Annotated in this window: 19 protein-coding genes; 11 read left to right on the top strand and 8 right to left on the bottom strand. The window is 63.4% G+C overall.

Going from position 1 to position 18,507, the window contains the following annotated elements; translation table 11 throughout:
• Positions 1 to 4 precede the first annotated feature (4 nt).
• Positions 5 to 355, bottom strand: a complete 351-nt coding sequence (locus tag LZ518_RS05705) for a YraN family protein (protein WP_249915049.1) — start codon at positions 353 to 355, stop codon at positions 5 to 7.
• Positions 352 to 1,209 carry a 16S rRNA (cytidine(1402)-2'-O)-methyltransferase gene (rsmI, locus tag LZ518_RS05700; protein WP_283938162.1) on the bottom strand — a complete coding sequence of 286 codons (858 nt, stop codon included), beginning with the start codon at positions 1,207 to 1,209 and terminating at the stop codon, positions 352 to 354. Before rsmI ends, LZ518_RS05705 begins: the two co-directional genes overlap by 4 nt.
• On the opposite strand from rsmI, the gene LZ518_RS05695 reads away from it, so the two are divergent.
• Positions 1,203 to 2,348 (top strand): penicillin-binding protein activator, encoded by a 1,146-nt coding sequence (locus LZ518_RS05695; RefSeq protein WP_283938161.1) that lies wholly within the window; start codon positions 1,203 to 1,205, stop codon positions 2,346 to 2,348. The genes rsmI and LZ518_RS05695 overlap by 7 nt on opposite strands.
• On the opposite strand, the gene hemW is transcribed toward LZ518_RS05695, so the two are convergent.
• The gene (gene hemW, locus LZ518_RS05690; protein ID WP_249915046.1) at positions 2,345 to 3,526 is read right to left on the bottom strand and encodes a radical SAM family heme chaperone HemW; all 1,182 of its coding nucleotides are present in this window, start codon (positions 3,524 to 3,526) and stop codon (positions 2,345 to 2,347) included. The two genes, LZ518_RS05695 and hemW, sit on opposite strands and share 4 nt — an antisense overlap.
• A gap of 84 nt (positions 3,527 to 3,610) precedes the next feature.
• Here hemW and LZ518_RS05685 point away from each other — a divergent pair, with 84 nt between their 5' ends.
• Positions 3,611 to 4,216 carry a CAP domain-containing protein gene (locus LZ518_RS05685; RefSeq protein ID WP_249915045.1) on the top strand — a complete coding sequence of 202 codons (606 nt, stop codon included), beginning with the start codon at positions 3,611 to 3,613 and terminating at the stop codon, positions 4,214 to 4,216.
• Here the strand turns inward: LZ518_RS05685 and rdgB are convergent.
• The gene (gene rdgB / locus LZ518_RS05680) at positions 4,196 to 4,804 is read right to left on the bottom strand and encodes an RdgB/HAM1 family non-canonical purine NTP pyrophosphatase (RefSeq protein WP_249915044.1); all 609 of its coding nucleotides are present in this window, start codon (positions 4,802 to 4,804) and stop codon (positions 4,196 to 4,198) included. The genes LZ518_RS05685 and rdgB overlap by 21 nt on opposite strands.
• Positions 4,801 to 5,517, bottom strand: a complete 717-nt coding sequence (gene rph, locus LZ518_RS05675) for a ribonuclease PH (protein ID WP_249915043.1) — start codon at positions 5,515 to 5,517, stop codon at positions 4,801 to 4,803. The genes rdgB and rph overlap by 4 nt, the downstream gene beginning before the upstream one ends.
• Before the next feature lie 81 nt (positions 5,518 to 5,598).
• On the opposite strand from rph, the gene hrcA reads away from it, so the two are divergent.
• Together hrcA and grpE are read left to right on the top strand one after the other, a co-directional pair.
• Positions 5,599 to 6,630, top strand: a complete 1,032-nt coding sequence (gene hrcA / locus LZ518_RS05670) for a heat-inducible transcriptional repressor HrcA (RefSeq protein WP_249916511.1) — start codon at positions 5,599 to 5,601, stop codon at positions 6,628 to 6,630.
• Positions 6,627 to 7,175, top strand: coding sequence for a nucleotide exchange factor GrpE (grpE, locus tag LZ518_RS05665; RefSeq protein ID WP_431358212.1), 549 nt, complete (start codon positions 6,627 to 6,629; stop codon positions 7,173 to 7,175). The genes hrcA and grpE overlap by 4 nt, the downstream gene beginning before the upstream one ends.
• Positions 7,176 to 7,195: 20 nt before the next feature.
• On the opposite strand, the gene LZ518_RS05660 is transcribed toward grpE, so the two are convergent.
• Positions 7,196 to 7,903: a TetR/AcrR family transcriptional regulator gene (locus LZ518_RS05660; protein WP_249915042.1), complete on the bottom strand. Its 708-nt coding sequence runs from the start codon at positions 7,901 to 7,903 to the stop codon at positions 7,196 to 7,198.
• A 220-nt stretch (positions 7,904 to 8,123) separates the two neighbouring features.
• Here LZ518_RS05660 and LZ518_RS05655 point away from each other — a divergent pair, with 220 nt between their 5' ends.
• Genes LZ518_RS05655 through LZ518_RS05645 form a run of 3 tightly spaced genes read left to right on the top strand, consistent with a single transcriptional unit; the run spans position 8,124 to position 10,897 of the window.
• Positions 8,124 to 9,917, top strand: coding sequence for a sulfatase family protein (locus LZ518_RS05655; protein ID WP_249915041.1), 1,794 nt, complete (start codon positions 8,124 to 8,126; stop codon positions 9,915 to 9,917).
• 8 nt (positions 9,918 to 9,925) lie between these two features.
• Positions 9,926 to 10,684, top strand: coding sequence for a porin family protein (locus LZ518_RS05650; RefSeq protein ID WP_249915040.1), 759 nt, complete (start codon positions 9,926 to 9,928; stop codon positions 10,682 to 10,684).
• Between the two features lie 21 nt (positions 10,685 to 10,705).
• The gene (locus tag LZ518_RS05645; RefSeq protein WP_249915039.1) at positions 10,706 to 10,897 is read left to right on the top strand and encodes a hypothetical protein; all 192 of its coding nucleotides are present in this window, start codon (positions 10,706 to 10,708) and stop codon (positions 10,895 to 10,897) included.
• Between the two features lie 80 nt (positions 10,898 to 10,977).
• Here LZ518_RS05645 and LZ518_RS05640 read toward each other — a convergent pair whose 3' ends face one another.
• Positions 10,978 to 11,607 (bottom strand): hypothetical protein, encoded by a 630-nt coding sequence (locus LZ518_RS05640; RefSeq protein WP_249915038.1) that lies wholly within the window; start codon positions 11,605 to 11,607, stop codon positions 10,978 to 10,980.
• A gap of 448 nt (positions 11,608 to 12,055) precedes the next feature.
• On the opposite strand from LZ518_RS05640, the gene LZ518_RS05635 reads away from it, so the two are divergent.
• The 3 genes from LZ518_RS05635 to LZ518_RS05625 all read left to right on the top strand — a co-directional run bounded on the left by LZ518_RS05635 (position 12,056) and on the right by LZ518_RS05625 (position 14,013).
• Entirely contained in the window at positions 12,056 to 12,946 is an 891-nt protein-coding gene (locus LZ518_RS05635) for a DUF2092 domain-containing protein (RefSeq protein WP_249915037.1), read from the top strand.
• The gene (locus tag LZ518_RS05630) at positions 12,943 to 13,155 is read left to right on the top strand and encodes a hypothetical protein (RefSeq protein WP_249915036.1); all 213 of its coding nucleotides are present in this window, start codon (positions 12,943 to 12,945) and stop codon (positions 13,153 to 13,155) included. The genes LZ518_RS05635 and LZ518_RS05630 overlap by 4 nt, the downstream gene beginning before the upstream one ends.
• Before the next feature lie 291 nt (positions 13,156 to 13,446).
• Positions 13,447 to 14,013 carry a hypothetical protein gene (locus LZ518_RS05625; RefSeq protein WP_249915035.1) on the top strand — a complete coding sequence of 189 codons (567 nt, stop codon included), beginning with the start codon at positions 13,447 to 13,449 and terminating at the stop codon, positions 14,011 to 14,013.
• A gap of 143 nt (positions 14,014 to 14,156) precedes the next feature.
• Here LZ518_RS05625 and uvrA read toward each other — a convergent pair whose 3' ends face one another.
• A complete protein-coding gene (gene uvrA, locus LZ518_RS05620; RefSeq protein WP_249915034.1) occupies positions 14,157 to 17,171 on the bottom strand; it encodes an excinuclease ABC subunit UvrA in 3,015 nt (1,004 codons plus the stop codon).
• A gap of 238 nt (positions 17,172 to 17,409) precedes the next feature.
• Between uvrA and LZ518_RS05615 the strand changes: the two genes are divergently transcribed.
• Complete coding sequence (locus LZ518_RS05615; protein WP_249915033.1) at positions 17,410 to 18,489, top strand: hypothetical protein; 1,080 nt, start codon at positions 17,410 to 17,412, stop codon at positions 18,487 to 18,489.
• Positions 18,490 to 18,507 lie beyond the last annotated feature (18 nt).

Raw genomic sequence — 18,507 nt, 5'->3', positions numbered from 1 at the left:
ATTGTCACCCGTGCCAGACATTAGCGAGGTGGCGCGGCAACCGCCGCGGCACGATGAACAGCGCGTCGATGCGGATGTCGTCGCCCTCCCTGGCATAGCGCGGCGCCAGCCGTTCGGCGGCCATCGCAACGCGGCGCAAGCGATATTCGTCCAGCGCCCAAGCGGCCGCCTCCTCGCTACCGCGCTGCTTGACCTCGACGAACGCCACGGTTCGGCCGCGGCGGGCGATCAGGTCGACCTCGCCTCCCTGGATGCGAACGCGTCGACCGAGAATCCGCCAGCCTTTGAGACGCAACCACCAGGCCGCGATCGCTTCGGATCTGCGACCTCGCGCCTCGGCATGCTGGCGGCTCACTCCTTATCTGCCAAATCAAGTGCTCGGGCATAGGCACGCTTGCGAGGAATGCCGAGCCGCTCGGCCACTTCCGCAGCCGCGCGAGATGGGCTTAGCCTGGCAAGCGAAGCCCGCAGCGCGTCATCCAGGTCGTCGTCACTGGCGGCCTCCCGTTCCGGCGGAGGGCCAACGACGATTACGATTTCGCCCTTTGGCGGCGCTTGCGCGTAACGTTGGGCCAGGTCGCTAAGCAGACCGGTGACGGTTTCCTCGTGAAGCTTGCTGATCTCGCGGATGACCGCCGCGTCTCTCTGTCCAAGTTCCGCGCTCAGCGCCGCGAGGCATTCACCTAAGCGAGGGCCGCTTTCGTAGAGCACAAGGCTGGAGCGAACCGATGCGATTTCTTCGATTGCTTCGTTTCTTGCCTTGGCCTTGCTGGGCAAAAATCCAAGAAACAGGAAACGGTCGGTTGGCAGCCCCGCCAAAGTTAGAGCTGCGATCGCCGCGCACGGGCCAGGCAATGTGTAGATTGAATGGCCCACCTGGCGGGCGGCGCGGACCAGCTTGTAGCCCGGATCGGAAATCAAGGGCGTTCCGGCATCACTAACCAGCGCGACGACCTTGCTGCCAAGCTCGCCCAAGATTCGCTCTCGCAAATAATCGTCACTGTGATCATGGTAAGCGGTCATCGGCGCCTTCGCCCCGACATGTGCAAGCAGCTTTGCGGTGACCCGTTTGTCTTCGGCGAGGATGATATCGGCTCGCCGCAGCGTATCGGCCGCACGTGACGTCATGTCACCAAGATTGCCGATTGGCGTCGCAACGATATAGAGTCCAGGCGGAAGCGGTTGGTCCACGGGGGACGGGCATGGCATTATACTTCACTTCCCGGCAAGCGCGGCGAGCGTGGCTGCTCGGAATCTCTGCGACGATCCTAACGCTGACTGCGTGTCAGACCGGGCCGCGAGTGCCAGCCGAAGCTGGGGGTATCGAGCCTCCGCCCGTGCCCACTGGCCAGCAGACAAATGAGGTTGCGGTGATCGTGCCACTGACTGGGCCCGACGGCTCGGTTGGCACTTCGATCGCTAATGCCGCAAAGCTTGCGCTGCTTGACACACGCGAACAATCAATTCGCGTCCAGGTCTATGACAGCAACAGGACAGGCGGTGCCGCCGCTGCAACTCAGCAGGCGATTGCCGACGGAAACCGGCTGATCCTCGGGCCGCTGCTGGCCGAGGACGTGCGCGCAGCGGCGCCGGTCGCACGGAGCGCCGGCATACCTGTCATCGCCTTTTCAAACGACGAGGGCGTCGCCGGCGACGGAGTCTATATTATGGGCGTCACCCCCGATCAGTCGATCAGCCGGGTTGTCGCCTATGCGCGCAGCAAGGGGGCAAACAGCTTCGGCGGGCTGGTCCCGACCGGGCTGTATGGCCAACGCGCCGCTCAAAGCCTGATCGAATCAGTTCGGAGATCGGGCGGTCGGGTGAACTCGATCGAAAGTTACGACCGCACCCCGGCAGCAATCGGTGATGCCGCCCGGAGGCTTAACGCCAAGGGGCCCGTTGATGCAGTATTGATTGGCGATGCGACGCGAACGGCTGCGATCGCGGCTCCAACCCTGAAGGTCGGGGGACATAAGCTGGGCACGGAGCTTTGGGCGACCGACCGGACGATCGGCAAGACGGCAGCATTGCGTGGCGCATGGTTCTCGGCCACCCCCGACACGCAGTTCGACCGGCTCGTGACCCGTTATCGGGCGCGCTACGGGAAGACGCCCTATCGCCTTGCCAGCCTTGGCTATGACGCGATGCTGCTCGCCGTGCGGAGTGCACCGAACTGGCCGATCGGCCGAGCCTTTCCGGCGAAAACGCTGATCGACAAGGATGGCTTCGCCGGGGTTGACGGTAATTTCCGCTTTGGCCGCGACGGCGCCGCGGAACGCCTGCTCGAAGTGAGGCAGGTCACTGCCGCCGGATCGTCGGTGGTGTCGCCCGCGGCAACGGCGTTCTAGGCAGCGATCTCGGCCAGGATCGAGTCGAGCAACAGCCTGCCTGCCTGGGTAGTCCTGACTCTTCCGTTCCCATGCTCAAGCAGGCCCAGACTGGACAGGCGGGCGACCGCATCATCGTCAACGATCCGGTCGACGCCGATGCGTTCGGCCAATTGGGCCGGTGCAATTCCTTCGCCCAGCCTGAGGCCCATCACCAGCGCTTCATATGCAGCCTCGTGACGGGTGAGAACCTCTTCCTCGACCAACCCATTGCCGTTCCGGGCGACGGCCGAAAGGAAGTTCTCTGGCTTCTTGTGGCGGACAGTGCACATGCCCATCCGGCGGCCGTGGGCGCCTGGGCCGACGCCGGCATAATCCTGGTAGCGCCAATAGGCGACGTTGTGCCGGCTCTCGCAGCCGGGACGAGCATGGTTGGAGATCTCATAAGCCGGAAGGCCGGCGGCGGCGCTACGTTCCTGCGTGATCTCAAACAATGTAGCGGCGGCCTCAGCATTGAGTGGCTCAAACTCATGCTTGGCGACCATCGAGGCAAAGCGCGTGCCCGGTTCGATGGTTAGCTGATAGAGCGACAAATGTTCGGTGCCGAGGCCCAGCGCGCGGCCGAGCGTATCCGACCAGTCCGCCTCGGTGTCGCCAGGCAGGGCATAAATCAGGTCGAAGCTGACCCGATCGACCGCCGATTGCGCGGCGTCGAGCGCTCGCAATCCCTCGTCGGCCGAATGGGCGCGGCCAAGGAAGGCGAGCGACCGGTCGTCGAAGCTCTGCAAGCCGAGGCTGATGCGGTTGACGCCTGCCATGGCAAGTTCGGCGAAACGCGCTGCCTCGGCGCTGTTCGGGTTGGCTTCGAGCGTGATTTCGAGGTCGTCGGCTTGTGGCCAAAAATCGCGGGCAGAGGCGATGATCGCCTCGACCGTAGTCGGCTCCATCAGCGAGGGCGTTCCCCCGCCGAAGAAAATCGAACTCAGCCGATGATCGGGCAGCAGCGCCGCTTCGTGAGCGAGGTCGGCGAGCAGCGCATCGCGCCATTCTTCCTGGTCAATCGAGGCGCGGACATGGCTGTTGAAGTCGCAATAGGGGCATTTGCTGACACAGAACGGCCAATGGACATAGAGCGCCAGCGGAACAGCCGTGGGCAATTCCGGCAAGGCAGGTTCAGGCTGGATCGCTATGGTGGCCATGATGCGGGCCGCACCTAACGGCTTCGCGGAAATTTACCAAGCTAGGACAGAGGCTTGTTAACCAGGCGAGGTGACAATCGCGCCATGAAGCGCGTGCTCGCCCTTGCCTTGCTGTGCGTCGCGGCCCCGGCTGCGGCTGCAACGCTGCCCAGTCCCAACTGGCCGGCGCCGGCGGATCGCGGAGACGGGCTATTACGCAAAATCGTCCTCGATGCTCACAACCAGGCCCGGAGCGAGTTCGGCGTTCCGGCTGTGGCCTGGAACGATGAGCTTGCCGCGGGGGCAATGGCCCATGCCCAATATATGGCCGCAACCGGCATTTATGGCCACGACCAGACCCCCGGCCGGCGCAAGAAATCCGGCGAGAATCTGTGGCGCGGCCAGCGCGGCGTCTTTTCCTACGATGTGATGATCGGGGTGATGGTTGAGGAGGCGCGGCATTTTCGTGCGGGAGCCTTCCCCGACAACAGCATCAACGGCGATTGGCACGCAGTTGCCCACTACACGCAGATTGTCTGGCCGACGACGACTGAAGTTGGCTGCGCGCTCGCATCAAGTGCGACCACCGATTATTTCGTCTGCCGCTATGCGCCGACCGGCAATAAGGACGGCTTTTACCTCGCCGCCAATCGCGGCGATCCGTTGGCGCCGCTCGCCGCCAACTTTCCGTTACCCCAGGGCGGCAATTAGCTTCTTGAACGCATCGGCCCGGTGGCTGATGGCGTGCTTCTCAACCGGATCAAACTCGGCGAAGGTTCGCTCGTGGCCGGTGGGAACGAACATCGGATCATAGCCGAATCCGCGGTCGCCTCGCGGCGGCCAAACCAAGGTCCCATAGACCCTGCCTTCAAAGCTCTCGGCCTGGCCATTGTCGGGCCAAGCCACCGATAGGGCGCAGACGAAATGGGCGTCGTGCCCGGCTTCCTCGCCGGCCGCCTCGACCTCGCGCCACACGCGCTCCATCGCTCGGCCAAAGTCACGGTTGCCGTCCTCGTCCTCGGCCCATCGGGCTGAGAATATGCCTGGCAGGCCATGCAATGCGTCGACCGAGATCCCGCTGTCGTCGGCGAGCGCGGGCAGTCCGCTGAGGTCAGCGGCTTCGCGCGCCTTCAGTTCGGCATTGTCGATGAAATTATTGCCGATTTCCTCGGGCTCGGGGAGGCCGAGTTCAGCAGCTCCCACGCATTCGATTTCGAATGGCTGCAGCAGTTCCTGGATTTCCGCCAGCTTGCCAGCATTGTGAGTCGCGATGACCAGCTTGGGACCGATCGCCTTCATTTGCCCGCTGCCTTGAGCTGGGCCTTGAAAATCTCGTCGCACCCGACCCGCGCCAACCGCAGCAGGCGGAGCAGGCTTTCCTCGTCGAAGGTGGCGCCTTCAGCGGTCAACTGGGCTTCAACGATCGCTCCGTCCCCCGTCAAAACGAAATTTCCGTCCGAATGGGCGGAACTGTCTTCGACATAATCGAGGTCGAGCACCGGAGTTCCCTCATATATGCCGCAACTGACCGCGGCGACCTGGGTGCGGATCGGATCATCAGTCAAGGCACCGGAATCCAAGAGCTTGTCGATGGCGATCCGCAATGCAACCCAAGCCCCTGAAATAGAAGCGGTTCTTGTCCCACCGTCAGCCTGGATCACATCGCAGTCGATGATAATCTGGCGTTCGCCGAGCTTGGGCAGGTCGACCACCGCGCGCAGCGAGCGGCCGATCAGCCGCTGGATCTCCTGGGTCCGGCCTGACTGCTTGCCCTTGGCCGCCTCGCGGTTGCCGCGGGTGTGAGTGGCGCGGGGCAGCATGCCATATTCGGCGGTGACCCATCCCTGGCCCTTGCCGCGAAGGAACGGCGGAACTCGATCCTCGACCGAGGCAGTGACCAGCACCCGCGTGTCGCCGAAGCTGACCAGGCAACTCCCCTCAGCATGGCGCGTAAAGCCGGGCTCGAACGTCAAGCTACGCATCTGGTCGGGGGCGCGGCCGCTGGGACGCATGCAAATCTCCTGATACTGGTTTGCGACGGCCCTAGCCCCACCATCGTTGGCTTTCAAATGGCTTCGCCCTACATCGCCCCCATGAACGAGCCGATCGGCGACCTTACCAACCGCATGCGCGATATCTTCCGGCTGGTGGTCGAAGCCTATCTCGACCGCGGCCAGCCGATCGGCTCGAAGGCGCTTGCCGGCGCCGTCAGCCTGTCGCCGGCCTCGATCCGCGGCGTGATGCAGGAGCTGGAAGAGCGCGGCCTCCTGACCCACCCGCACACCTCGGCCGGGCGAATCCCGACCGAGACCGGGCTTCGGCTGTTCGTCGACGGCATCATGCACAGCGCTCTTCCGCCGGCACGGGAGCGCGCGGCGATCGAGGCGCAATTGAAGGACCGGTCGATCGAGGAGGCGCTTGAAGCGGCGACCGCGACCCTGTCCGGCCTGTCGGCTTGCGCCGGGGTGGTCCTGGCGCCGAAGACCGAGCTTCGGCTCAAGCAGCTGAGCTTCGTGCCGCTGGCGGCCGACCGGGCGCTGGCGGTGCTGGTCGGAAGCGACGGCAGCGTCGAGAACCGCGTAGTTCCGCTGGGCGGCGCGACCAGCGCCCTGGCGCTCAGCGAAGTCGCCAATTTCGTCAATGCGCGACTGAGCGGAATGACTCTCGCTGAGGCCGAGGGGCGGCTGCGCGCAGAAATTGCCGAGCGGCGGGAGGCGATCGATTCGGTGGCAGCCGAGCTGGTCGCGCGAGGACTCGCCGACTGGAGCGAAGATCACGCCCAGCGCCCGGTACTGATCGTCCGCGGGCAGGCCAACCTCATCGACGAAGGCGCCGCCGCCGACCTTGAACGAGTGCGCAGGCTGCTCGATGAGCTGGAGGACCGGCAGGAAATCGCCCGGCTGCTCGAAGGCGCCCGGGAAGGACAGGGATGCCGGATATTCATCGGCAGCGAGAACCGGATGTTCGCACTTTCGGGTTCCAGCGTCATTGCCGCCCCCTATCGCGGGAGCGACGGGCAAGTGGTTGGCGTTGTCGGGGTTATCGGACCGACCAGATTGAACTATGCGCGAGTCGTTCCCATGGTGGATTTCACGGCGCAAGCCCTCACGAGATATATGAGATGATGAACGACAAAGACCGTCACCAGGAAGCCGAGGACATTCGCGAGGAGACCGCCGCGGGCTCGCCCGAACTCGCCGAGCATGATCGCGTGGCCGAGCTCGAAAAGCTGCTCGAGGAAGCCAATGCCAAGGTATTATACGCCCATGCCGAGACGCAGAATGTCCGGCGGCGGCTGGAATCTGAAAAGCAGCAGGCTTCGGCCTATGCGGCGACAGGGTTCGCCCGTGACATGCTGGCGGTTCGCGACCACCTCGACCGGGCGCTGAGCCATGTGCCGGACGCGGCGCGGGAGGATGAAAAGTCCAAGAGCTTCGTCGAGGGCATCGAGGCGACGCTGCGCGAGCTGGATGCGGTATTCGCCCGGCAAGGCATTGTCCGCGTCGAGGCGGTCGGCCAGCCGCTCGATCCTCATAAGCACCAGGCGATGATCGAAATCGCCACCGACACGGCCCAACCGGGCACGATCGTCGAGGAAATGCAGTCGGGCTACATGCTCAAGGACCGGTTGCTTCGGCCGGCATTGGTGGCAGTGGCCAAATCTGGCTGATCAGCGACCATCGACCACTCTCAACCTGCCGAAAGCCCGGCGCCGATCGACCTGACGATTAGCGAATCCGGGGAGAGGGCAGGTGCGGCGATTCTGGCGCGGGATATGGCGCGGGCTTCGCTTCCCTCAACTCCAAGCGACATGAGAATGCGCTCGGCGAGCTTGCTGCCGTAGGTGCGCGGCACCTTGCCTGTGGCCATGGTGTTAATGGCGGCCAATACCGTCCCGGCAACGAGCACGAAGCCGAGCTCAAGTTCGTCGATCGTGAAGCGGCGGGATTTCATGCCGGCAACCAAATCGCGTGGCATGTCCGTTCGAACCTGTTCGTTGGACAATATGTACAGGCCGGCTCGGCGGAAAAAATAGGCTAGGCCGGGATGTCTTTCGACAAGGGAAATCCATGACCGGACGCCCGCGCCCATCCGCTCTGCCGGATCGTCCCGAGCCTCGACGATCGGCGCCACGGCCTGCATGAGCTCGGTTCCCACCGCATCCGCTACGGCCCTCAGCAGGCCATCGGCATTGTCGAAATAATTGTAGAAGGTGCCTCGCGAGACTTTGGCGCGGCTGATAACCTCGTCGACTACGCCTGGCTCATCCGCGGCCTGGCCGAACACCGAAAGCGCCGCCTCAAGCAGCCGCAAACGCATCCGCTCCCTGCGAAGAGCGGCCACCCGCGCTCGATGGTTCGACGAAGCCATGCCGGCGATATGCACGAGCTGTGGCATTTGATCCATCAATTTATACAATGTGTCATAATGACATGATGTATATTTTATCTAGACAGTCGCCGGGACGAAGGTTACCTCCTGGCGCGACTCCAGAAGGAAAGATCCTTGGAGTCCATCGTTTCGGGGCACCTCGCGTATCTGACTGTAACGCCTCCTGTGCGCAGCTTGATTGCAAGGCGGCCGCCAAGTGCGGCCGGGGTAATGGGGGCAAACGAGAATGAGCGACAAGCAGCCAGACGCGGGGCGCGGTCTGTCCCGCCGCAACTTGCTTTCCATGGTGCCTGCCGGCGCGGCGGCAATGAGCCTGGCAACGGGTCCATTGCGCGCCGGGACGCCAAGCGCTCAATCCGCTCCGATCGGCCGGGAGCCTTTTAATATCCTCTTCATCCTGACCGACCAGGAACGGCATTTCCGGCCCGGCGAGCTGCCGGTCGGCTTTAGCCTGCCAGCCCATGAGCGGCTTAAAAAAGCGGGGACGACGTTCCTCAACCACCGCATCGCATCCTGCGTCTGCACACCGTCGCGATCAGTGATCTACACCGGCCAGCATATCCAGCAGACGAAGATGTTCGATAACACGAACTTCCCCTGGATTCAGAGCATGTCGACCGAGGTGCCAACGGTTGGGGACATGCTGCGCGACGCCGGCTACTACACCGCCTACAAGGGCAAGTGGCACCTCACCAAGGAGTTCGAGGAGGTCAACAAGCTCGGTTCTCCGACCAAGATCTTCACCGCCGAAATGGAGGAATATGGCTTCTCCGATTATTTCGGGATCGGCGACATCATCGCCCACACCGAAGGCGGTTATCTGCACGACGGCATCATCGCGGCGATGGCCGGCAGCTGGATGAGGGGCAAGGGCCGTTCGCTGGCCGCCGAGGGCAAGCCATGGTTCCTGGCGGTCAACCTCGTCAATCCGCACGACGTCATGTTCTACGATACGGACGAGCCAGGCACTCCTGTCCGACAACCCCCCGGCCTTGCACCGATGAATCGCGATCCCATCGACCCGATCTACGCTGCGCAATGGCAATTCGACCTGCCAGGGACCCACCGGCAGCCGTTTGGCCAGCCAGGGCGGCCGGCGGCCCATCACGATTATTTGAAATCGCACGACGCGTTCATCGCGCCGGTCGCGCCCGAAGATGAAGCGCGTTGGCGGCGGCGGCACAATTATTACCTCAACTGCCTCCGAGACGTGGACCGCAATATCGCGACCGTGCTCGACGAGCTGGAGGCATCGGGCCAGGCCGACCGGACGATCATCGTCATGACCGCCGACCATGGCGATATCGACGGCGCTCATTTCATGCATTCGAAGGGCGCGACCAGCTACCGAGAGCAGAACAATGTGCCGCTGGTCATCGTCCACCCGGGAATCCCTGGCGGACGCCAAACGCAGGCGGTGACATCGCATGTCGACCTGGCGCCGACGCTAGTCGGCATGACGGCCGCGCCGGCCGACCGGAAGTCGGCCATCACCAAGCATGCAAAGGGCAAGGATTTCTCGCCGGTGCTTGCCGACCCGCAGGGGGCACGGCCGGATAGCGTGCGCGAGGGTGCGCTCTTCAATTACAACATGCTGGCCTATGTCGACGGCGACTTCGCGGAAAAGGCGATTTCGTTCATCCGGCAGGGCGGCAAGGGCACCCAGCTGAAAGATGCCGGAATCCTGCCGAACCTGAAGAAGCGCGGCGCGATCCGCTCCGTGTTTGACGGCCGCTACATGTTTGCGCGCTATTTTTCGCCGAAACAGCATAATCGACCGGTGAGCCTGGAGCAGATCCGGGCGTTCAACGACGTCGAGCTTTACGACACGCAGGCCGATCCGCTCGAAGCGAAGAACCTCGCCGCCGGAGCCAAGCCGAATAACGAGCTGGTCCTGGCCATGAACGCCAAGCTCAATCGCCTGATCGACAGTGAAGTGGGGGAGGACCGGGGTGCGATGATGCCCGGGGGAATCGATGCGGGCTGGGAGGTTTCGGCCGAAACCATCAAGGGATTTTAGGGGGATTTATGAAGATTTTGGGCAGGGCGGTCGTCGCCGGGCTGATGCTGCCGTGGGCAACGGGAGCGCAGGCAGCCGAGGCACCGCGGTCGGACTGGCAATTTTCGACCACCATGTACGTCTGGGTTTCGGACCTGGAGGGCAATTTACGGACCGCCGGTCCGGTTGAGCCGGTCGACGTCGACCTGTCGTACGGCAAGGTGCTCAAGCATTTGAAATTCGCCGGCATGGGTGCGCTGCAAGCGCGCAAGGACCGGCTGATCTTCCTGGCGGATCTGAGCTACGTGCATCTGGGCGCGGACAGCGGGATCGGAATCCGCGACGACGACCTGGTCGAAGCCGATCTCGACGCGACGACATTCACCGCATCCCTGCTTGGCGGCTACCGGGTGGCCGAGGGCAAGGTCGATGTCGACCTGATGGCTGGCGGTAGGCTGGTGGTCACCGACACGGACCTGGTGCTGTCCGGCCCCTTGCGAACCGTCGAGGGAGACGCGACCGAGAGCTGGGTCGATCCGATATTGGCGGCCCATGTCGGAATTCCGATAGGTGCGAAGACGACGTTGGCAATCTATGGCGATATCGGCGGGTTCGGCGTCGGATCCGACCTCACCTGGCAAGCGGTGATTGGCGTCCAACACAGGATCGGCAGCAATTGGCAGCTATCCGCCGGATGGCGGCACTATGCGGTCGACTACGACAAGGGACAGTTCCTCTACGACGTCAAGCAAAGCGGGCCTATCATCGGCGCGCGCTTCGACTTCTGATCACCATGACAGGGGACGCTGTTGTCGGAGCCATCGGCATGCAATACAAAAGCATTCGATGTGATTGAAATGCGGCGCAGCGCGGTGGAGCTGTTGGCGTCGATAGAGGACAAGCTGTCAACGCTTGTTCGAAACGATCCGCAGTCACGGCTGGTCGAAGAGCTTCGGCAAATTGTTGAAGAAATTCAATCCGCTCTACGAGAATTGGACTGAAGCTTCGAGCAATTGGATGCCGCCGGCGCGAACGCGGGCGCGCGACCGGTTAAGCCGCGCGCCCTTACACTCTTCAGAACTTAATAGCCGCGGTTGTACGCGCCGTTATAAGCGGACTGGTTGCGTCCGACCCGGACGCCGGTCACCGCGCCGTTATAGGCAACGTTGCAACGGAAGGTGAGGTCGCCCTGGCCGGCATAGCGCTGGCCCTGGTAACCCTGGCCCTGATAGCCATAGGCGTTGCCATAGGGCGGGTGGCCGTCGAACGAGCTGTCGAGCAGGCCGGAAACGCGCAGGCCATTATTGCGGCGGCGGACATCGGTGATGGCGGTGACGCGCATCGACGACGCCGGGTAATAGCCCTGGTTGCCGTAGCCGCCGCGGGGATCGCCATAGCCCTGTGCATAAGGGCTGCGGCGATACTGGGCGTTGGCCTGCGCCATGGCGGCGGTCGCGCAACGCTCGACCGCGACGCGATCGTTGGTCTGGTAACGGTTACCGAGCAGCTGCCCGATGATCTGTGTGATGCCGTCCTGGCCCTGGATCTGGCCCGGATAGCCATAACCCTGCTGCGGATAATATTGGCCCTGCGGGTAGGTCTGCTGCGGATAGGTCTGCTGCGGATAGGCGTAGGGCGATTGCGCGGCGGCCGGGACGGCGACGGCGAGGGTGGCCGCGCCGGCGGCGAGTAATATGGTCACGCGTTTCATGGAAATTTCCTTGCTCTCCACCAGAAAACGCCGGGGAGTTCAGGGTATCAACGCGTAGTATCCCAATAAGACGCATGAACAGGAGATAACGAGCGGGAGCTTCCTTATCGCGACCCCGGCGCAGGCCGGGGGGAAACGATCCTGCCCGCCACTAATCTGGATCGCCACGGCCTTCGCCCTCGCAATGACGAGTGCGGCGAGGGGCTCGGGCGCGCCGAGAGCTGTTCAAGGCGATGATGGGACATCCACGGATGGCATCCCGACGATGCGCTGGGGACTAATACCGATTTTGGCAGGGTACCTATAGGCCTAGCGAGCAGACCAGCATTGGAGCCAATCATGAAATTTGCACCTGGTGGCCTGTCGGCGATTGCCCGCGCGATCGCCGTCCCCGCGAGCGCACAAGATACTCCCGAAGCCCCCCGCATCTGGCAGTAGAGGATCTCAAATGAAACATAACATCCACACAGCCTTGCTCTCTGCTGCCGCGTTGGTGCTGATCGTCGGCCCGGGCCTGTCATCATGCCAGAAGGCGGGCCAGGAGAATGCGACCGAGCAGGCCACAAACGAGCCCGTCGCGACCGAACAGGCCACGGCCGGTACAGCCGGGGGCGCGCAGGATGCCTCTTCGCAAAATGCGCGAGCCCTCCTCAAGGCGATGTCGGATTATCTGGCGGCACAGAAGGTCATATCGCTCAGCTACGACTCAGTGTTCGAAGTCGTCAGCGAAGATCATCAGAAGCTGCAGCTTGCGACTTCAGGAACCGTCCTGCTCAGCCGTCCCGACAAGATCCATACCACCCGCAAGTCCGGTTTCTCCGATACGGAGATGATCTTCGACGGGAAGACCCTGACGATATTGGGCAAGGGACAGAACGCCTATGTCCAGGCCGAGGCGCCAGGCACGGTCGACACGCTGGTCGACCAGCTGAGGGACAAGTTCCACCGGCAGCTGCCGGGCGCGGACCTGCTGATGGCCAATGTCTACGACGCGTTGATGACCGACGTTACTGACGTGAAGGACCTCGGCAGCGGCGTGATCGGCGGCCAGGAATGCGACCACCTGGCGTTCCGTGCCAAGGACACCGACTGGCAAATCTGGATCGCCCAGGGCGCATCGCCCTATCCGTGCCGCTATGTGATCACCAGCAAGGGGGTCGACCAGGCCCCGCAGTTCACGATGACCATTCGCGACTGGAAGGCCGGTGCCACCGCAGGCCAGGCGGACTTCAGCTTCACTCCGCCCGCCGGCTCCACCAAGATGGACGTCAAGGACCTGGAGAAGCTGAAAGACACCAGCGACCTGCCGGAGAATTACAGGATCGGAGCAGCGAAATGACCTTATCCAGGAAACTGAAAACCAGGCTGATGGTGGCAATCCTCGGTGTCATGGGACTGGGGGCGGCGGACCTGTTCACGGGAGCCGGCCCGATCAGCCTGATCTCGCCCGCCGAAGCGAGGGTCGGGCGTCCGTTGACCCCGGTCAGCGTGGCTGGTGTCGCTCGCCGGACGGCAAGGCGCTGCGCGGCCGGCGTGTATAACTGCTGACATCGGCCAAGATCGACGAGCGCGGCGTTATCGCGACCCCGGCGCAGGCCGGGGGAAGCGATCCAGCAGCCGCAAACATGGATCGCCACGGCCTTCGCCCTCGCAATGACGAGTGCGGCGAGGTTAGGTGGCTTCGCCAATCACTCAGCTCGGGGGACACCGTCACCGCGCCATTCGTCATGCTGAATTTAATTCAGCACCCAGGAACACGGGCCCCGGGAATTTCGAGTATGGCAATGTTCATGGATTCCAGCCTTCGCTGGAATGACGATTGGGAGGGGGCTCCACGCGATGACGTCATTCGAACTGGTCTTCTCGCTGTTCGGCCTGCTGCTGGGCCTGGCGCTGGCAGAAGTGCTGGGCGGCTTTGGGACCGCGGTGCAGCTGCGCCGCAAGATCCATATCGGCTGGCTGACTCCGCTGCTCGGCGCGCTGGTCGCGCTCGACATCACCAGCTTCTGGATGATCGCGTGGGGGATGCGCGAGCTGGTTCCGGCCCATTATGTCACGCTGATGGGCGGGCTGCTCATCATCGGCCTTTACTACCTCATCGCCCGGATCACCTTTCCGCATGATTTCGACGATTGGCCCGACCTCGACGCCTATTATTTCGAACATCGCAAATGGGTGCTGGGCGGGGCCATGACCTGCAACTTAATCGCAATGGTCGCGCTGGTCGCGCTTGGCGCCGAGCCGCTCCAGGGTGCGCTGACCCGATGGTCGATGCTGGTCTTCATCCCCGCGGTGATCGCGGCGATGTTCGTCAAGAACAAGCGAGCCAATGTCGCGCTGCTGGCCGTGCTGGTGGTGCAATATCCGCTAGTGCCGACACTCAACCTGATAGGGGTGAGAGGTTAGGGCATGCCGTCACGCCGGACTTGATCCAATGATCGTCACCCGGGGTCTGCCTGCCTTAGCTTCGTTTCAAGAAAAGGCGGATCCCGGGTCAAGCCCGGGATGACGAATGAGGGGGCAGTTCAGCGCGCACCGGGCTATTCCTCTTACTTCACCGCCAGCAAATCGGGCTCATCCGCCGCCACCCGCTTCGCCCTCCGGCTCGGCTTCGGGACCTTTACCGGTTCTGAGCTGACAGGCGACTTCTTCAACGTCTCGCGCAGATACTGGCCGGTGAAGCTCCGCTCGTTGGCCGCCACCTGTTCCGGCGTGCCCTCCGCGACGATCTCACCGCCATTGACGCCGCCTTCCGGCCCCAGGTCCAGTATCCAGTCGGCCGTCTTGATGACGTCGAGATTATGTTCGATCACCACCACCGTATTGCCCTGCTCGACCAGCGCGTGGAGGACGTCGAGCAGCTTGCGGACGTCCTCGAAATGGAGGCCGGTAGTGGGCTCGTCGAGGATGTAGAGCGTCTGGCCGGTGGCGCGGCGGGATAGTTCTTTCGACAGCTTGACGCGCTGCGCCTCGCCGCCGCTGAGCGTGGTCGCCTGCTGCCCGACCTTGATGTAGCCGAGGCCGACTTCCTGCAGCATCGCCATCTTGTCGCGGATGCCGGGGACCGCCTTGAAGAACTCCACCGCGTCCTCGACCGTCATGTCGAGCACGTCGGCGATGCTGCGCCCCTTGAACTTCACCTCCAGCGTTTCGCGGTTGTATCGCTGGCCGTGGCAGACGTCGCAGGTGACATAGACGTCGGGGAGGAAGTGCATTTCGATCTTCAGCACGCCGTCGCCCTGGCACGCCTCGCACCGGCCGCCCTTGACGTTGAAGCTGAAGCGGCCGGGCTTGTAGCCGCGCGCCTGGCTTTCCGGCAGGCCGGCGAACCAGTCGCGGATCTGGGTGAAGGCACCGGTATAGGTCGCCGGGTTGGACCGCGGGGTGCGGCCGATCGGCGACTGATCGATGTCGATCACCTTGTCGAGATGTTCGAGGCCGGTGACCTTGTCATGCTTGCCCGCGACGATCCGAGCGCCGTTCAGTGACCGGGCGGCGGCGGCGTAGAGCGTGTCGATGGTGAAGCTGGACTTGCCGCTGCCCGAAACGCCGGTGACGCAGGTGAAGGTGCCGAGCGGGATGGACGCGGTAACGTCCTGCAAATTATTCTCCCGCGCGCCATGGACGGTGAGCTTCTTGCCCGTGCCCTTCCGCCGGTTCGCGCGCATCGGGATGTGGCGGCGGCCGGAGAGGTAATCGGCGGTGAGGCTGTCTTCGCAGGCGAGGAGGTGATCAAGCGTTCCGGCGCAGACCACTTCGCCACCATGGACGCCCGCGCCGGGGCCCATGTCGATGATATGGTCGGCGTGGCGGATTGCATCCTCGTCATGTTCGACCACCAGCACGGTGTTGCCGAGGCCCTTGAGGCGCTTCAACGTTTCCAAGAGGCGGTCATTGTCCTTCTGGTGAAGGCCGATCGATGGTTCGTCGAGGACGTAGAGCACGCCTGAAAGTCCGCTGCCGATCTGCGAGGCGAGGCGGATGCGCTGGCTCTCGCCGCCTGATAGCGTTCCCGACGTGCGGTCGAGGTTGAGATAGTCGAGGCCGACATTGTGGAGGAAGCCGAGCCGCTCGTTGATCTCCTTCAATATGGCCTTGGCGATCTCATTTTGCTGCGCGGTAAGATGTTGATCCAGCGACGAAAACCAGGCGAGCGCATCGGCGACCGAGCGGCGCGACGAGAGAGAGATATCCTCGCCGGCGATCTTGACCGCCAGCGGCTCGGGCCGGAGGCGGGCGCCGCCGCAGGTCTCGCACGGGTGCGCGGCCTGATAGTTCGACAGCTCCTCGCGCATCCAGGCGCTTTCGGTCGAGAGCATGCGGCGCTCGAGGTTGCCGAGCACGCCCTCGAACGGCTTTTTCACTTCATAGCTTTTCTTGCCGTCGACAAAGAGCAGGGTGACGGGCTTGCCGCCCGTGCCACGCAAGATGACCCGCTGAGCTTCCTCGCCAAGCTCGCCCCATGGAGTTTCCAGCGAGAAGCCATATTCGCGGGCAAGGCTGCCCAGCACCTGCATATAATAGGGCGAGGGCGGTTGGCTCTTGGCCCAGGGGACGACCGCGCCCTTCTTGAGCGACAGGGCGTGGTTGGGGACGACCAAATCCTCGTCAAATTCCTGTTTCTCGCCGAGCCCGTCGCAGGCCGGGCAGGCGCCCTGCGGCGCGTTGAACGAAAAGAGGCGCGGCTCGATCTCGGCAATGGTGAAGCCGGAGACGGGACAAGCGAATTTCTCGGAGAAGGTGATGCGGCCCGGCGGGGCGTAGTCGAGCTTGAAGCCGTCGCGTTCGGCGGCCTGCTCCAGCGCGGCGGCGACGCCGGTGCGCTCGGCACCCGCGGGGTGGGGGACGTCGGCCGGGTCGAGATAGGCCAGCCCCTCCGCCAGCTTCAGCGCGGTTTCGAAACTGTCGGCCAGCCGAGTTTCGATGCCTTCGCGGATGACGATCCGGTCGACCACCACTTCGATGTCATGCTTGTATTTCTTGTCGAGCGCGGGGGCGCTTTCGATGTCGTGGAATTGGCCGTCGACGCGGACCCGGGTGAAGCCGGCCTTCTGCCACTCCGCCAGTTCCTTCCGATACTCGCCCTTGCGGCCGCGGACGACCGGGGCGAGCAAATAATGGCGCGATCCTTCGGGCAGCTTCATGGTGCGGTCGACCATCTGGCTGACCTGCTGCGCCTCGATCGGTTCGCCGGTCGCGGGAGAATAGGGGATGCCGACCCGCGCCCACAGCAGGCGCATGTAATCGTAGATTTCGGTGACGGTGGCGACGGTCGATCTCGGGTTGCGCGACGTCGTCTTCTGCTCGATCGAGATGGCGGGCGACAGGCCGTCGATATGCTCGACGTCCGGCTTCTGCATCATCTCCAGGAATTGGCGGGCGTAGGCGGAGAGCGACTCCACATAGCGGCGCTGCCCCTCGGCATAGATGGTATCGAAGGCGAGGGAGGACTTGCCCGAGCCCGACAGGCCGGTGATGACCGTCAGGCTTTCGCGCGGGATCGCGACGTCGACGCCTTTGAGGTTGTGCTCGCGAGCTCCACGAACGGTAATATGAGTCAGCATCGAGTCTGTTTCGTTCCAGCTTTGTTCTTGTTGTACGCGAGGGGCTGCGGGCGGTCAACGCGGCCATCGCGACATGGGTGCGGCAAGTGCGAAAGGCAAGCCGCGGGGACGCAAGGGATCGCGTGAGCCGCCCGGCGATTCCCAATTTGATGTTCCTGTGGCGTAACGATTCAAACAGGCGTACAGGCGCTGTCCAGCCAGCGTCCATGTTCGTCCCTCATATTTTCGGGGAGCTGCCATGCGCGTCCAGTCCTTTGCAATTATCTGTGCCTTTGCTTCGGCGACCTTGGCGGAGCCGGCTGCCGCGGAACCCCAGCACGTTTGGACCAGCGTCAATGATGGGCGAGCGACCGTCTATGTCAGCCTCGGCGACTTTACCGTTTCACAGAAGGCTTCCCTGCGTTTGTGGAACCCGGAGATGAAGCTCGAATGGACCGCGAATGGGCAGCCGATGCCAGTTCCGCTGCCAAGTCCCGATGCGCAGTGCATCGAGATTTCAGCTCAAGCATATAGTTGCGAGGCACTGATCCACTGGTTCAAAGGCCGCTATGCGGGTGGCCGGCCGGGGCGAAACCTGTCCCGAATCGATTATCCGGAAGGCTTCCTGATCAAGAATCTGGATCTGGACACCGAATATTGCTTCCGATTCCTGATTGCCTGGATCAACGATCCCCGTCGGGAGTGGACACAGTGGACCTGCGCGACCGCGGCCTCTCCACCGCCGCTGCCAAGGCCATTCGCGCCTTCGCAACCTGTCCTGACCATCCTTCCGGCAGAGTCAGGCTTTGGCCAAGTCGGTGACGGCCAACCCCTGCGCATCCTCGTCGAGTGGAAACCCAACCGCGCGAACAATGGAATTGCCATCGAAACAGTCCAGATGTTCGGCAACGGCGAGTGGCACCCGACCGCCGGGGAATCGCGGCCTGGCGAGAAAGTCATCCCGCTCGATGAGTTCAGCGATCCAGGTGAAGTCTATACGCTCCGGGTTTGTGCAAGGAATGAGTCCGGCGAGGCCTGCTCGCCGCTTGCCCGCACGCCCGGCCGACCGTGGCTTGAAAAGGTCCCCGCCGGCGGCAAGGCTTCGCGCTACCCAACGCCGGAGCCGCAAGGGTCCGACACTTATGATCCGGACACGCCGACGGCCGTTCCGGCAAACCCGACGATCGACGCGGTTGGCCGGGTGACTGTCCCAGATGCACCGGCGAAGCCAAAGCTCAGCATCTGCGAGATGGCGAAGGTCGCGCGCGATCGCAGTTCGCCGGCGGCGCCAGGGCTGGCGGAGAAATGTCTCGCCAGCGGCGGCACGGTCCCGCAATAGTGCCAAGCCGACCAGTGC

The organism is Sphingomonas brevis (genome assembly GCF_023516505.1).
Lineage (GTDB): Bacteria > Pseudomonadota > Alphaproteobacteria > Sphingomonadales > Sphingomonadaceae > Sphingomicrobium > Sphingomicrobium breve.
Note: the sequence above shows the minus strand (reverse complement) of the source record. Positions and strands in the feature narration are given on the sequence as shown.